The organism is Pseudomonas resinovorans NBRC 106553, assembly GCF_000412695.1.
Classification (GTDB): Bacteria; Pseudomonadota; Gammaproteobacteria; order Pseudomonadales; family Pseudomonadaceae; genus Metapseudomonas; species Metapseudomonas resinovorans_A.
Window position 1 is genome coordinate 1,688,060 of record NC_021499.1, and the last position, 13,384, is coordinate 1,701,443.

13 protein-coding genes are annotated in these 13,384 nt (G+C 65.0%); 4 read left to right on the forward strand and 9 right to left on the reverse strand.

Going from position 1 to position 13,384, the window contains the following annotated elements; all coding sequences use genetic code 11:
- Nucleotides 1–217: 217 nt before the first annotated feature.
- Nucleotides 218–2,251 carry a methionine--tRNA ligase gene (gene metG / locus PCA10_RS07815; RefSeq protein WP_016491512.1) on the reverse strand — a complete coding sequence of 678 codons (2,034 nt, stop codon included), beginning with the start codon at nucleotides 2,249–2,251 and terminating at the stop codon, nucleotides 218–220.
- A gap of 143 nt (nucleotides 2,252–2,394) precedes the next feature.
- Between metG and apbC the strand changes: the two genes are divergently transcribed.
- Both apbC and dcd read left to right on the forward strand, forming a co-directional pair.
- Nucleotides 2,395–3,489: an iron-sulfur cluster carrier protein ApbC gene (apbC, locus tag PCA10_RS07820; RefSeq protein WP_016491513.1), complete on the forward strand. Its 1,095-nt coding sequence runs from the start codon at nucleotides 2,395–2,397 to the stop codon at nucleotides 3,487–3,489.
- Nucleotides 3,490–3,580: 91 nt separating this feature from the next.
- Nucleotides 3,581–4,147: a dCTP deaminase gene (dcd, locus tag PCA10_RS07825; protein ID WP_016491514.1), complete on the forward strand. Its 567-nt coding sequence runs from the start codon at nucleotides 3,581–3,583 to the stop codon at nucleotides 4,145–4,147.
- 178 nt (nucleotides 4,148–4,325) lie between these two features.
- Here the strand turns inward: dcd and nadE are convergent, their stop codons facing one another.
- The 6 genes from nadE to PCA10_RS07855 form a co-directional block, all read right to left on the reverse strand.
- The gene (nadE, locus tag PCA10_RS07830; RefSeq protein WP_016491515.1) at nucleotides 4,326–5,156 is read right to left on the reverse strand and encodes an ammonia-dependent NAD(+) synthetase; all 831 of its coding nucleotides are present in this window, start codon (nucleotides 5,154–5,156) and stop codon (nucleotides 4,326–4,328) included.
- 10 nt (nucleotides 5,157–5,166) lie between these two features.
- Entirely contained in the window at nucleotides 5,167–6,372 is a 1,206-nt protein-coding gene (gene pncB, locus PCA10_RS07835; protein ID WP_016491516.1) for a nicotinate phosphoribosyltransferase, read from the reverse strand.
- A 322-nt stretch (nucleotides 6,373–6,694) separates the two neighbouring features.
- Nucleotides 6,695–9,235 carry a penicillin acylase family protein gene (locus PCA10_RS07840; RefSeq protein WP_016491517.1) on the reverse strand — a complete coding sequence of 847 codons (2,541 nt, stop codon included), beginning with the start codon at nucleotides 9,233–9,235 and terminating at the stop codon, nucleotides 6,695–6,697.
- An 82-nt stretch (nucleotides 9,236–9,317) separates the two neighbouring features.
- Nucleotides 9,318–9,968: a glutathione binding-like protein gene (locus PCA10_RS07845; RefSeq protein ID WP_016491518.1), complete on the reverse strand. Its 651-nt coding sequence runs from the start codon at nucleotides 9,966–9,968 to the stop codon at nucleotides 9,318–9,320.
- 79 nt (nucleotides 9,969–10,047) lie between these two features.
- Entirely contained in the window at nucleotides 10,048–10,248 is a 201-nt protein-coding gene (locus PCA10_RS07850) for an SEC-C metal-binding domain-containing protein (RefSeq protein ID WP_016491519.1), read from the reverse strand.
- Nucleotides 10,249–10,255: 7 nt separating this feature from the next.
- Complete coding sequence (locus PCA10_RS07855; protein ID WP_016491520.1) at nucleotides 10,256–10,756, reverse strand: LEA/WHy family protein; 501 nt, start codon at nucleotides 10,754–10,756, stop codon at nucleotides 10,256–10,258.
- Between the two features lie 114 nt (nucleotides 10,757–10,870).
- On the opposite strand from PCA10_RS07855, the gene PCA10_RS07860 reads away from it, so the two are divergent.
- Entirely contained in the window at nucleotides 10,871–11,440 is a 570-nt protein-coding gene (locus PCA10_RS07860) for a hypothetical protein (RefSeq protein WP_016491521.1), read from the forward strand.
- A gap of 57 nt (nucleotides 11,441–11,497) precedes the next feature.
- Here the strand turns inward: PCA10_RS07860 and PCA10_RS07865 are convergent, their stop codons facing one another.
- Both PCA10_RS07865 and PCA10_RS07870 read right to left on the reverse strand, forming a co-directional pair.
- On the reverse strand, nucleotides 11,498–11,968 hold the full coding sequence (locus tag PCA10_RS07865; RefSeq protein WP_016491522.1) for a YchJ family protein: 471 nt from the start codon (nucleotides 11,966–11,968) through the stop codon (nucleotides 11,498–11,500).
- A gap of 2 nt (nucleotides 11,969–11,970) precedes the next feature.
- A complete protein-coding gene (locus PCA10_RS07870) occupies nucleotides 11,971–12,468 on the reverse strand; it encodes a DUF6231 family protein (protein ID WP_016491523.1) in 498 nt (165 codons plus the stop codon).
- 130 nt (nucleotides 12,469–12,598) lie between these two features.
- Here PCA10_RS07870 and PCA10_RS07875 point away from each other — a divergent pair, with 130 nt between their 5' ends.
- Complete coding sequence (locus PCA10_RS07875) at nucleotides 12,599–13,291, forward strand: PA1041 family peptidoglycan-binding anchor lipoprotein (RefSeq protein ID WP_016491524.1); 693 nt, start codon at nucleotides 12,599–12,601, stop codon at nucleotides 13,289–13,291.
- The last annotated feature ends 93 nt before the right edge of the window (nucleotides 13,292–13,384 follow it).

Below are 13,384 nucleotides of genomic sequence, written 5' to 3' on the forward strand. Positions count from 1 at the left end.
CGTCGCCGGTCTGGAAAAAGGGCCGCGTATTATCCGGGATGCAGCCGGAGTGGTACAGGGGCGCGGCCGCGCCTGGGTTAAGGCTAGCTCAGGGAGGTTGCGGGCACCCTGCGGTATGGCACGACCCTCTCCCCCGGCCCCTCTCCCTTGAGGGAGAGGGGAGGCATGAAAGCACAACGCCCGCACGAGGCGGGCGTTGTGTTGCAGCCGAGGGGCCTTACTTGACGCGCTGGCCCGGCTTGGCGCCGCTGTCGGGGCTCAGCAGGTAGATTTCCTCGCCGCCGGGGCCGGCGGCCAGGACCATGCCTTCGGAGACGCCGAACTTCATCTTGCGCGCGGCCAGGTTGGCCACGTACAGGGTCAGGCGGCCTTCCAGCTGTGCCGGGTCCGGGTAGGCGCTCTTGATGCCGGAGAACACGTTGCGCTTGGCATCGCCGATATCCAGGGTCAGGCGCAGCAGCTTGTCGGCACCTTCGACGAACTCGCACTTCTCGATCAGCGCGATGCGCAGGTCGACGGCGGCGAAGGCGTCGAAGGCGATCTCGGCGGCCAGCGGGTCCTTTTCCAGCTCGCCGTTGCCCTTGGGCGCGTTGGCGGCGGCCAGGTCTTCCTTGGAGGCGGCGACCATGGCTTCGATCTTCGCCGGCTCGATGCGGGTCATCAGCGGGTTGAAGGGGTTCAACTGATGGTCGGCCAGCAGCACCTTGTGGTCGTCCCAGGTCAGCGGGGCGACGTTGAGGAAGGCTTCGGCGGCGGCGGCCAGCTGCGGCAGCACCGGCTTGAGGAAGATCACCAGCTGGCGGAACAGGTTGACGCCGGCGGCGCACACGGCCTGGACCTCGTCCTGCTTGCCTTCCTGCTTGGCCAGGGCCCAGGGCGCCTTGTCGGCGATCCAGGCGTTGGCGCGGTCGGCCAGGGCCATGATCTCGCGCATGGCGCGGGCGAAGTCACGATTCTCGTAGGCGTCGGTGATGCTCGGCGCGGCGGCGGCGAACTCGGCGAACAATTCCGGCGCCGCATTGGCCGCCACCAGCTTGCCGGCGTTGCCCTTGTGGATGAAACCGGCGCAGCGGCTGGCGATGTTGACCACCTTGCCCACCAGGTCGGAGTTGACCTTCTGCACGAAGTCCTCGAGGTTCAGGTCGAGGTCGTCGACGCTGCGGCTCAGCTTGGACGCGTAGTAGTAGCGCAGGTATTCCGGCTGCAGGTGGTCCAGGTAGGTGCGCGCCTTGATGAAGGTGCCGCGGGACTTGGACATCTTCTGCCCGTTCACCGTCAGGTAGCCGTGCACGTTCAGTGCGGTGGGCTTGCGGTAGCCGGCGCCTTCGAGCATGGCGGGCCAGAACAGGGCGTGGAAGTTGACGATGTCCTTGCCGATGAAGTGGTACAGCTCGGCCTTGGAGTCCTTGTTCCAGAAGGCGTCGAAGTCCAGCTCCGGACGGCGCGCGCAGAGGTTCTTGAAGCTGGCCATGTAGCCGATGGGGGCGTCCAGCCAGACGTAGAAGTACTTGCCGGGGGCGTCCGGGATCTCGAAGCCGAAGTAGGGCGCGTCACGGCTGATGTCCCACTCCTGCAGGCCTGCATCCAGCCATTCGGCGATCTTGTTGGCCACCGATTCCTGGAGGGCGCCGCTGCGGGTCCACTCCTTGAGCATGGCCTCGAAGTTCGGCAGCTTGAAGAAGTAGTGCAGCGACTCCTTGAGCACCGGGGTGGCGCCGGAGATGGCCGACTTGGGGTTCTTCAGCTCGGTGGGCGAGTAGGTGGCGCCGCAGGATTCGCAGTTGTCGCCGTACTGGTCTTCGGCCGCGCACTTCGGGCAGGTGCCCTTGATGAATCGGTCGGCCAGGAACATCTGCTTGTCCGGGTCGAAGTACTGGGTCACCGGGCGGGTGGCGATGTGGCCGGCGTCGCGCAGCTTGGTGTAGATGCTGCTGGAGAGCGCGCGGTTCTCTTCCGAGTGGGTCGAGTGGTAGTTGTCGAAGTCCACCAGGAAGTCGGCGAAGTCGGTGGTGTGCTCGGCACGGACGTTGTCGATCAACTGCTCGGAGGTGATGCCTTCCTTCTCGGCGCGCAGCATGATGGCCGAGCCGTGGGCGTCGTCGGCGCAGACGTAGATGGCCTGGTTGCCACGCATCTTCTGGAAGCGCACCCAGATATCCGTCTGGATGTACTCGACCATATGCCCGAGGTGGATGGACCCGTTGGCATAGGGGAGGGCGCTTGTCACAAGAATCTTGCGGGGCTCGGTCATGGTGCTCGGCTACCGGATACGAAACAAAAGGAAGTCGGCAACTATATAGGCCCGGCGCGATTTTTTCACGCCCGAAGGACCCAGCGGCTGGGCGGTCGGTTAGGATAGCCGCCTATTCTGCTCGGTCTTTCCGGAGTTATGCGATGAGCACTCTTTCCCGCGCCCAGGTCGAAGCCACCCTGCGCCAGTTCACCGATCCCCATCTCGATCAGGACCCGGTCAGCGCCGGCTGCCTGCGCGAGGTCGATATCCAGGGCGGCAAGGTCCGCGTGCGCCTGGAATTGGGTTATGCGGCCGGCCTGTTCAAGTCCGGCTGGGCACAGATGCTGAAGATGGCCCTGGAGAACCTCGATGGCGTGGACAGCGCCGAGGTGCAGGTGGATTGCGTGATCGCGGCGCACAAGGCCCAGGACCAGGTTCCAGCCCTCACCAACGTGAAGAACGTGATCGCCGTGGCCTCCGGCAAGGGCGGTGTGGGCAAGTCCACCACCGCCGCCAACCTGGCCCTGGCCCTGGCCCGAGAGGGGGCCCGCGTGGGCATCCTCGATGCCGATATCTATGGTCCCAGCCAGGGCATCATGTTCGGTATCCCCGAGGGCACCCGGCCCAAGGTGCGCGACCAGAAGTTCTTCGTGCCGATCGAGGCCCATGGCGTCGAGGTGATGTCCATGGCCTTCCTCACCGACGAGAACACTCCGGTGGTCTGGCGCGGCCCGATGGTGTCCGGCGCGCTGATCCAGCTGATCACCCAGACCGCCTGGAACGACCTGGACTACCTGGTGGTGGACATGCCGCCGGGCACCGGCGACATCCAGCTGACCCTGGCACAGAAGGTGCCGGTGGCCGGCAGCGTGATCGTCACCACCCCGCAGGACCTCGCCCTGCTGGACGCCAAGAAAGGCGTGGAGATGTTCCGCAAGGTGAACATCCCCGTGCTGGGCGTGGTGGAGAACATGGCCGTGCACATCTGCTCCAACTGCGGCCATGCCGAGCACCTGTTCGGCGAAGGCGGTGGCGAGAAGCTGGCGGCGCAGTACGGCGTCGATCTGCTGGCCTCCCTGCCGCTGTCCATGGCCATCCGCATGCAGTCCGACGGCGGCAAGCCGACCACCATCGCCGACCCGGAAAGCCAGATCGCCATGATCTACCAGCAGATGGCGCGCTGCGTCGGGGCGCGTATCGCACAGTCCGACCAGGCCGCCACCGCCATGCCGAACATCACCATCAGCGACGACTGACAGCGCGGCCATCCGGCGGGGGCCTTTGCCGAGGCTCCCGCCGGACTGTAAGATTCGCGGTCAATTTTCAACCCCCTACAGGACGCCCGCCATGAGCATCAAATCGGACAAGTGGATTCGCCGCATGGCGCAGGAACACGGCATGATCGAACCCTTCGTCGAGCGCCAGGTGCGCGGCGCGGACGACAGCCGGGTGATTTCCTACGGGGTTTCCAGCTACGGCTACGACGTGCGTTGCGCGGCCGAGTTCAAGGTGTTCACCAATATCCACTCGGCGGTGGTGGATCCGAAGAACTTCGATGAGAAGAGCTTCGTCGACATCAACAGCGACGTGTGCATCATCCCGCCGAACTCCTTCGCCCTGGCCCGCACCGTGGAATACTTCCGCATTCCTCGCGACGTACTGACCATCTGCCTGGGCAAGAGCACCTATGCCCGTTGCGGCATCATCGTCAACGTGACCCCGCTGGAACCCGAGTGGGAAGGCCACGTGACCCTGGAGTTCTCCAACACCACCAACCTGCCGGCGAAGATCTACGCCCACGAAGGCGTGGCGCAGATGCTGTTCCTCCAGTCGGACGAGGCTTGCGAAGTGTCCTACCGGGATCGCGGCGGCAAGTACCAGGGCCAGACCGGCGTTACCCTGCCGAAGGCCTGAGGCCTATCAGGCAAGAAAAAAAGCCGGGCGATTGCCCGGCTTTTTTGTGCCCGTGGGGGGATTCTGCACACAGTCACCGTAGATACCGCGCTTCACCGGTCCACCATTCGAGGTCCGGCATAGCGCCGCTGGTGGATGGAAAAGCGCCATCCACCCTAGGTGGGGTCGATTCCTGCCGTTACGGCACCAGCGGCAGGATGCGCTTGTGCTGGGTGTTGTCGTAGGTGCGCACGATCACGTCATAGGCGTGCTGGCTGACCTGCTGACCATGGAGGAAGGCGTCGATCTCGACATAGCTCACGCCGTGAGCCTCCTCGTCGGGTTTGCCGGGGCGCAGTTCTTCCAGGTCGGCGGTGGGCACCTTGTGCACGGCGCTTTCCGGGGCGCCCAGGTAGCGGGCGATGCTGCGCACCTGGTTCTTCACCAGGCCGGAGAGCGGGGCCAGGTCGCAGGCGCCGTCGCCGAACTTGGTGAAGAAGCCCATCACCGCCTCGGCGGCGTGGTCGGTGCCGATCACCAGGCCGTTGTTGGCGTTGGCGATGGCGAACTGGGCGACCATGCGGATGCGCGCCTTGATGTTGCCGGTGACGAAGTCGCGGCGGGCGTCGGCCAGGTGGTTCAGGTGGCTGACCTGCTCGGCGAGGCCGAGCACGCTGTCGGCGATGTTCACCGTCTCTTCTTCATCGGCGCGGATGAAGTTCATCGCCACCTGGGCGTCCTGTTCGTCGTGCTGGACGTTGTAGGGCAGGCGCACGGCGATGAAGCGGTAGCCGGCGTCGCCGGTTTCGCTGCGCAGCTCCTCGACGCTGAGCTGGGCCAGGCGGCCGGCGGTGGTGGAGTCGACGCCGCCGCTGATACCCAGGACCAGGACCTTGAGGCCGGAGGTGCGCAGGCAGTTCTTGATGAAGGCCTTGCGGCGCTCGACTTCGGCCACCAGGGCGGCTTCGTCGGCGAAGGGCGGGACAACGTCCAGGGCTTTGGCGATTTCTTGCTGGCGGTTGCTGCTCATGTGCGGGTCCTTACTGGGGGTCGCTGACGCGGAAAACGTGTTTCAGGTAGGCGACGAAGTTTTCGTCGCGGCATTGGGTCTTGCCCTGCTCATCGGAAATCTTCGCCACCGGCTGGCCGTTGCAGGCGGTCATCTTGATCACGATGTTCATCGGCTCGACGCCGGGGATGTCGCAGGTCAGGTTGGTGCCTATGCCGAAGCTGACGTGGATGCGCCCGTGCAACGCGCGGTAGAGCGCCAGGGCCCGGGGCAGGTCGAGGCCGTCGGAGAATACGAGGGTCTTGGTCAGCGGGTCTATGCCCAGCTTCTCGTAATGGCGGATGGCTTTTTCCGCCCATTGCAGCGGGTCGCCGGAGTCGTGGCGCAGTCCGTCGAAGAGCTTGGCGAAGTACAGGTCGAAGTCGCTGAGGAAGGCCTGCATGTTGATGCAGTCGGTCAGGGCGATGCCCAGCAGGCCGCGGTATTCCCGTACCCAGCAGTCGAGGGCGGCGATCTGGCTGTCGATCAGCCTGGGGCCGAGCTGCTGGTGGGCCATCAGCCACTCGTGGGCCATGGTGCCGATGGGCTTGAGGTCGTACTCGCGGGCCAGTTGCACGTTGCTGGTGCCGACGAAGCGGCCGGGGAAGTCGCGCTTGAGGATATGCACCACGTCTTCCTGGACCCGGTAGGAAAAGCGCCGGCGGGTGCCGAAGTCGGCCAGCTGGAAGCCCGCCAGTTCCTCGTCGCTGGCGTTGGCGCGCAGCCAGTCGAGCTTGCGGTAGAGCTGCTCGCGGGCCTGGACCAATTGCACGTCGCGATAGCGGTAGCGGTTGCGGACCTCGCTGATGATCGCCAGCAGCGGGATCTCGAAGAGGATCACATGCAGCCAGGGGCCGCGCAGGCGCACGCATAGCTGGCCGTCTTCGATGCCCACTTGCAGGTAGCGCAGGTTGAAGCGGAACAGGCTGAGGAACCGGGTGAAGTCCGGTTTGATGAAGGGGATGCGCTCGAGGAAGTTGAGCTGGTCGGAGGTGATGGAGATGTCGGCCAGTTGCTCGATCTGGTAGCGGATTTCCGCGAGGTAGGGCGTCAGGTCTTCATTGTTGCGGCAGCGGAACTCCCACTCGACTTCGGCGTTGGGGTAGTTGTGCAGCACCGCCTGCATCATGGTCAGCTTGTAGAAATCGGTGTCCAGCAGGTTCTGCACGATGCGGCCGGAAAAGGCACTGTCAGCCATGGTCGGTTCTCGGGGCTCCGGGCAGCTGGCGAGGAAAGGGCGCAGGATGCGACAAGGGCGGGCTGTGCGCAAGCCAGCGGGATGGGGGATAAACCGTGTAGGGGCGAATTCATTCGCCAACCGGAACGCAGTTCCGGCCGGAAGCACCGAAGGGGGATGCTGTGCATCCCTTGGCGAATGAATTCGCCCCCACAGGAAAGGCGGCTCACTGCCGGCGAGCAGGCAAAAGAAAAGGCGCCCGGGGGCGCCTTGAAATGTGATCTATGGAGTAAGTCCACTGGATCAGAGTGGGTGGGCTGCGGGAAGTTCCGCCGCCCGCCGATCATTTTTGCGGTGTCAGCATCAGGCGCTTGGTGCCATAGACGGCATCGAGGTTCTGCGGCTGGAAGGGGAACTTCATGTAGCGCGCCTTGAGCCAGGCATCGATGCCGTCGGCGTAGTGCGGGCTGGCCGGGTTGCCCGACTGGCCGGTGCTGTTCATGCCGATCATGGGTTCGGGCTGGCCGAAGTCGACGATGATGCGCATGGCCGGGATCAGCCAGGTGTCGAAGTCCTGCGCCCAATGGTAGGCGGCGACGTTGAGGGTGCTGTGGTCGCCACCGGCCGGGTAGGGGCCGCGGTCCAGGTAACCCTTCAGCGCGTTGATGCCGGCGCGCTGGCTGGCGGTCATGAAGGGCGCCACCTGGGTGCTTTCGCTGATCCAGCTATAGGTGTGCAGCTTGCCCCATTGCCAGGCCTTGCGGTCGGCGCCCAGGCGGCTTTCCGCGAAGCGGGTGGCGGCGGCCAGACTGCGGGCGAGGATGGCCGGCTTGTCTTCCTTCTGCGCCGTGTTGACGTCGTCCCAGAAGGGGCTGTCGACGCGGCCGAGCAGGTGGTCGGCCTGGGCCGAGTAGGAGAGGTCGGCGTTCTGCACCAGGGCGCGCCAGGCCGGGCTGGTTTCCGGGCCCAGTTCATCGAGGAAGATCTGCCGCGCGCTTTCGTGGAGGAAGGCGCCGTAGTAGGCGGCGTCTGCCGAGGTCGGGCTGAGGCGGCCGTCGAAGGCCAGCAGGCGGTCGAGGCCTTCCCGGGCCAGGGGTCGCTCGGCCGGCGGCAGGGCGTCGATGGCCTGCTTCAGCGGCTGGGCCATGCCCGGGTCCTGGAACATGGCCTTGAGCTTGGCGGGGAAGGGGCTGGTCTGGTCGTACTGCATGGCGATCATGCTCTGCCAGTCGTGCTTGCCGCTGCCAGCCAGTTCGGCGATGCGCTCGGCGCGCTCCGGGTAATACCAGGAGTTGGAGAGCTGCACGCCGTAGCCGCCCTGCACGGTGCGCTGGTTGGCAGTGCCCAGCCAGCCTTGGGCCGGGTTCTGGTCGTACGGATGGAGCATGGGGTCGGCGAAGCCGTCCCAATCGTAGCGGCCGTCCCAGCCGGGGGAGGGCAGCAGGCCACGACCTTCGCGGCGATTGGGGTAGCGGCCGGTGACCTGCCAGGCGATGTTCTTGGCGTCGGCGTAGAGGATGTTCAGGCCCATGGCGCGGATAGAACGGGTGGCTTCGTGGGCCTGTTCCACCGATTGCGCGCGGGACAGGGCGAAGAAGGCGTCCAGGGACTGGTCGTTCTCGAACTGGCTGGTCTGCAGGGCGATGCCGTAGCCGCTCTTGATCTCCAGGGGCTGCAGCGGGTGCTTGCGTTGGCCGAGGACCGAGTTCAGCAGCGGGCCGTGGCGGGTCTCAAAGATCACCTCGCGCACCGGGCGTTCGCCCTTGATGAAAAAGGTCTCCATGCGTTCGCTGGCCGGCAGCCATTTGCCGTCGGCCTGGTAGAGGAGGCGGTTGCCTTCGCGGCGGACCTTCTCCAGGAACAGGTCCTGGTTGTCGCCCATGACCATGGTCATGCCCCAGGCCAGTTTGCCGTTGTAGCCGGCGACCACGGCCGGCACACCGGCGATGGAGACGCCGGCGGCCTGGAATTTCGGCGAACGGATCTGCACGAAGTTCCACACCGAGGGCATGGCGATGGGCAGGTGGGTGTCGTTGGCCAGGATGCTGCGGCCATTGCGGGTGTTCTGCGGGGCGATGGCCCAGTTGTTCGAGGCGGCCACGCCGAGCATGTTCAGCTCGGCGATCTGTCCGGCGGCGTCGTTGAGCGCGGCCAGCCCCGGGATCTGCCCGCCCAGTTGCAGGCCCTTGAGCTTCTCGGCTTCCTCGACGGGCAGCGGCTCGTCGGGGTAGATGGGGGTCAGCCAGGCCAGCTTGTCGGCACCGACCTTCTGTGCGATGACCAGGGAGGCGATCTCTTCCTGCAGGTTCACCGACAGGCCGAAGTTCAGCAGGGCGAAGATCAGCGCCGAGTCTTCCGGCTTCCAGTAGCCCGGGCGGTAGCCGGACTCGGCCAGGTCCATCGGCAGGTTGTCGCGGTAGCGGTACAGGTAGGCGTTGACGCCACGGGCGTAGACCGCGAAGAACTCCTTCAGGCGCGGCGAGGCGTTCTTGTAAAGGATGTCGGCACTTTTGCGCAGGTTCACCGCGCGCATGAAGCGGTCGATCTCCAGTACACCGGGCCCCGCCATTTCGGCCAGGCGACCTTCGGCCATCAGGCGCATGCCGACCATCTGGCTGAGGCGGTCGGAGGCATGCACGTAACCGAGGGTGAACAGGGCGTCGTGGAAGGTGGTGGTTTCGATCAGCGGCATGCCCAGCGGGTTGCGGCGGATCGACACGCTCTGGGCCAGGCCCTTGACCGGCTGGAAGCCGGAGGTGGGCGGCAGGCTGCCGGCGTAGCGGCTGTCCAGCCAGGACTGGCAGCCACTGAGGCCGATCATGGCGCCAGCGGCGGCGGCAACGCAGAACCGGGGAAGGAAGCGCTTGAAGGCTGGCGAAGCCATGGAAGGGGCTCTCCTCGCGAGGGCATTGAATAAAACGCGCTACGTTAGTGAGCCGCCTTGCGCCGCGCAAGCGCCGTCCGGGTTACTTTTTCACGGCGGCCGGGTTCACCTGCTCCACCAGAGCGTAAGCGCGGACCGTGGCCGGGCGCGCCTGGATGCCCAGGTACCAGCGCTTGAGGTTGGGGAAATCCTCCAGGTCCTGTTCCTGCCAGGCGTGGCGGTCGATCCAGGGGTAGATGGCCATGTCGGCGATGCTGTACTCGGCGCCGGCGACAAAGGTGCGGTCGGCCAGGCGCTTGTCCAGGACGCCGTACAGTCGCGCGGTTTCCTTCATGTAGCGCTGGATGGCGTAGGGCAGCTTTTCCGGGGCGAAGCGGTTGAAGTGGTGGTTCTGCCCAGCCATCGGGCCGAGGCCGCCCATCTGCCAGAACAACCATTGCAGGCACTCCTGGCGGCCACGCAGGTCCTGCGGGATGAAGCGGCCGGTCTTTTCCGCCAGGTACAAGAGGATGGCGCCGGATTCGAACAGCGACAGCGGCTCGCCGCCGTCGGCGGGCTGCTGGTCGACTATGGCGGGGATGCGGTTGTTCGGCGAAATCTTCAGGAAGTGCGGCTGGAACTGCTCGTCCTTGCCGATGTTGATCGGGTGGATGCGGTAGGGCAGGCCGGCTTCTTCGAGGAACAGGCTGACCTTGTGGCCGTTGGGGGTGGTCCAGTAGTACAGGTCGATCATCGGTGGGGCTCCAGGGGATTTTCCAGCGCGCGGAAACGAACAGGCCCGCACTAGGCGGGCCTGGGAGCGTGCATCGGCGTCAGGCGCCGTGGCACTTCTTGAACTTCTTCTGGCTGCCGCACGGGCAGGGATCGTTGCGACCCACTTCCTTCAGCGGATTGCGCACCGGCTCCTGGTGGCCGTGATTGCAGTGCGGGCCATGCACGTGGCCGGGGTGATCGTGGTCGTGGTCATGGTCGTGATTGCAGTTCGGACCATGGACGTGGGGTTCTTGGCTCATGAAAGTACTACTCCGGAATGTAACTGCCGGGGATTATCTCGCCATTGCGGCTCAGGTGCACGCTCTTGCCGAACATGAATCCCGTCTTCACCTCGCCCTGGAGCCGGTACTTGATGGGCTCGTCGGGCTTTTCCAGGAGTTTGACGATGTACTTCATGTGCCGCCACAGGTTGGTCCGCACCGGTACCTCGAAGGTATGGCTGCCATGGGCGGGCACGGTGAACCAGGTGCTGGATTCGCCGGCGGCCAGCTTCACGTCATTGAGGTGCACGGTGTAGTTCAGTCCGCGCACGGGCAGGCTCACATCGTTGGGGTTGTCGATGCGAAAACGCAGGACGAACTGCTGCTCCAGCAGCTTGGCGCGAACCACGTCCACCTTGAGCAGGCGAATTTCGGGTTCCTGGAAGCTGCCGGTGAACCAGGTGGAACATCCGCTGAGGCCCGAAAATGGGAGGGCGAAGACAAACAGTAGGCTGAGAATTCTTATCATTTGCGCCTGGGAAAACATTGCAATACTCCAAGTGACGCTCCAGTGTAACAAGCAACTGCTTGGCCGCAAGCGGTTGTAGGGGGAAAAAAAGCTGCGCCATACTGCAGGGCAAATCGGACAGGAGTATGACCAATGGGTCGTTACGAGATCGCCTTCTCCGGGAAGCTGGTAGCCGGGGCGCAGCTGGAGCTGGTGCAGGCGAACATGGCCAAGCTGTTCCAGGCCGACGCCACGCGCGTGGCCATGCTTTTCTCAGGCCGGCGCGTGATCCTCAAGAACAACCTGGATGAGGCAACCGCGGAGAAATATCGCGTTACCCTGGAGCGTGCCGGCGCACTGGTCGAGGTGCTGTCCATGGAGCCGGTGATCGAGGAAGTGGAGCTGGCTCCGCCGCCGGAACCGGAACCCGAGGTCCAGTCCGCGCCGGCCGCCGCCGAGACGCAGGCCGGTGTGCGCAATCGCCTGAAAGTGGTGCCGCGGGACGAATACATGGCCGCCTTCGTCGGGGTGGACGCGCCGGACTTCGGTATCGCCCCGGTCGGCGCCGACCTGCAGGACAGCAAGCCGCAGGCGCCGGCGCCGCGCTTCGACCTTTCCAGCCTCAGCCTGGCGCCGGTGGGCAGCGACATGGGGCAGGCGAAGTCGTCCGCCGTGGAACCGCCGCCGGATACCTCGCACCTGCGCCTGGAAGAGCGCAAATAGACAGCAGCCAGATAGAAAGCAGAAGGCCCGCGATATGCGGGCCTTCTGGTTCTTGCATCAGAAGTAGCTCGAACAGCACTTCTTGTATTTCTGCCGGCTGCCACAGGGGCAAGGGTCGTTGCGCCCGGCCGTGACCTGCACCGTGGGGTCCAGGAAGTACCAGCGGCCGTCCGCCTGGACGAAGGCCGAACGCTCGCGGTGGCTGTGTTCGCCGCCCTCGTCGTGCCAGCGCGCGGTGAAGGTGACGAAGGCGTGCTCGGGCTGGCCGCCCAGCAGTTCGTGGGCTTCCACTTCGAGACCGAGCCAGGTGCTGGACAAGCTCCAGGCGCGGATCGCCTCTACATCCAGGCCCCCGCGTTGGGCGGGCAGGGTAGTTTCCACCAGGTAGTCCACCAGGCCCAGCACATAGGCGCTGTAGCGCGAGCGCATCAGCGCTTCGGCGCTGGCGGCGGGGTGGCCGGCGTGATGGCGGCCACAGCAGACCTCGAGGAGGTTGCCGCTACCGCAGGGACAGATCGCGGTGCTCATGTTTACCACCAGTACTTGCCGAAGTTTTGCGGGTTGGCCCAGAACTTCGCGTTCAGCCAGTCGGGGACCTGCTTGTACTCGCGCAGGTCATAGGTGAACAGCGTCACAGTCTGAGCTTCGCGTTGGAAGCGCTCGCTGGCCTGGAGCGCCAGGGAGAAGAAGTCGGTGTCCTGCCAGCCGCAGGCACTGAGGTCCGCGAGCACCGCCACGCGGCTGGCATTGAGGTTGCGGATGCCGCCGAGCAATTCCAGGCCGGAACGCTTGGGCAGGTGTTCCAGGCAGTCGGCCAGCAGCGCCAGGTCGAAGCGGCACGCGGCCTGTTCGGCCGGCAGCGGGCCGGCGGGAACCTGCACCACCTGGCAGTCGGGGTGGGCGGCGGCGAAGGCTTCGAGCGCCGGGAGCGGGCTGTTGCCCACCAGCAACAGACGCTGCGGAGCGCAGCGTTCGAGCAGGGCCGCAAGGGCTTGCTGGGGAGTGCGGGAAGAGAAGCTGTCAGTCATCGAAAGTCCTCGAACAGGTAGGTCAAGACTAGCCTGAAGGCAAGTCATGGCCTAGTGCTGGCGGTTTCCGAAGTGGGCGTCTTTACTCCCTAGTTGTCGGTATGGGCCGATTCTAAGAGGAGACTCGCTTATGAGCATTACACGGATAGCTTTACCCCTTGTTCTATTGGTGTCCAGCTTGCTGGCCGGTTGCTCCGGCCTTCAGAAGACCGACTGGCCCAAGTGCGCTGCAGTAGGGGGTGTGGTAGGTGCGGGGCTGGGTGCGATTGAAAGCAGCACTTACGCCGGTTGGGGCGCGCTGATTGGTGCCGGTACGGCGGCTGCCTATTGCTGGGTGCATGGCGATGGCGACGAAGACGGCGATGGCGTACCTGATAGCCGCGACAAGTGCCCTGGCACACCGCGTGGCACACCGGTTGACGCTGATGGTTGCCCGATCAAAGAAGAGGTGGTTGAGGAAGTGGTAGTCGTCGAGCACGAAACCATCGTGGTTCGCGACCTGCTGTTCGCCTTCGACTCCTCGAAACTCAATGAGGCCAGCCAAGCGAACCTGGACACTGTTGCCAGCCGACTGAAGAACGAAGCTCCGAACGCCAAGCTGAGCATCACTGGTCACACCGACAGCGTTGGCACCGAAGAATACAACCAGGGGCTGTCCGAACGCCGTGCTCAAGCGGTGGCCGACTACTTGGTGCGTAGCGGTATCCCGGCAGCGAACATCGTTAGCGTCACTGGCGCGGGCGAGCTCCAGCCGATCGCCGACAACGCCACCAAAGATGGCCGTGCGATGAACCGTCGCGTGGAAATCCAGATCGACCGTTAACCCCGGAATGCCTGCGGCGCACGCCTTGTGTGCCGCGGGTCCCGGGTCTTTACTCCTGTGTTACCGGTGTGTCCGGTGACACAGGAGCCCCTC

Coding starts and splice junctions, on each gene's coding strand:
- nadE (WP_016491515.1), bottom strand. CDS start 5,156: ATGAGCAGCAACCGCCAGCAAGAAATCGCCAAAGCCCTGGACGTTGTC.
- PCA10_RS07840 (WP_016491517.1), bottom strand. CDS start 9,235: ATGGCTTCGCCAGCCTTCAAGCGCTTCCTTCCCCGGTTCTGCGTTGCC.
- PCA10_RS07860 (WP_016491521.1), top strand. CDS start 10,871: ATGGGTCGTTACGAGATCGCCTTCTCCGGGAAGCTGGTAGCCGGGGCG.
- apbC (WP_016491513.1), top strand. CDS start 2,395: ATGAGCACTCTTTCCCGCGCCCAGGTCGAAGCCACCCTGCGCCAGTTC.
- PCA10_RS07855 (WP_016491520.1), bottom strand. CDS start 10,756: ATGTTTTCCCAGGCGCAAATGATAAGAATTCTCAGCCTACTGTTTGTC.
- pncB (WP_016491516.1), bottom strand. CDS start 6,372: ATGGCTGACAGTGCCTTTTCCGGCCGCATCGTGCAGAACCTGCTGGAC.
- PCA10_RS07875 (WP_016491524.1), top strand. CDS start 12,599: ATGAGCATTACACGGATAGCTTTACCCCTTGTTCTATTGGTGTCCAGC.
- PCA10_RS07870 (WP_016491523.1), bottom strand. CDS start 12,468: ATGACTGACAGCTTCTCTTCCCGCACTCCCCAGCAAGCCCTTGCGGCC.
- dcd (WP_016491514.1), top strand. CDS start 3,581: ATGAGCATCAAATCGGACAAGTGGATTCGCCGCATGGCGCAGGAACAC.
- PCA10_RS07865 (WP_016491522.1), bottom strand. CDS start 11,968: ATGAGCACCGCGATCTGTCCCTGCGGTAGCGGCAACCTCCTCGAGGTC.
- metG (WP_016491512.1), bottom strand. CDS start 2,251: ATGACCGAGCCCCGCAAGATTCTTGTGACAAGCGCCCTCCCCTATGCC.
- PCA10_RS07850 (WP_016491519.1), bottom strand. CDS start 10,248: ATGAGCCAAGAACCCCACGTCCATGGTCCGAACTGCAATCACGACCAT.
- PCA10_RS07845 (WP_016491518.1), bottom strand. CDS start 9,968: ATGATCGACCTGTACTACTGGACCACCCCCAACGGCCACAAGGTCAGC.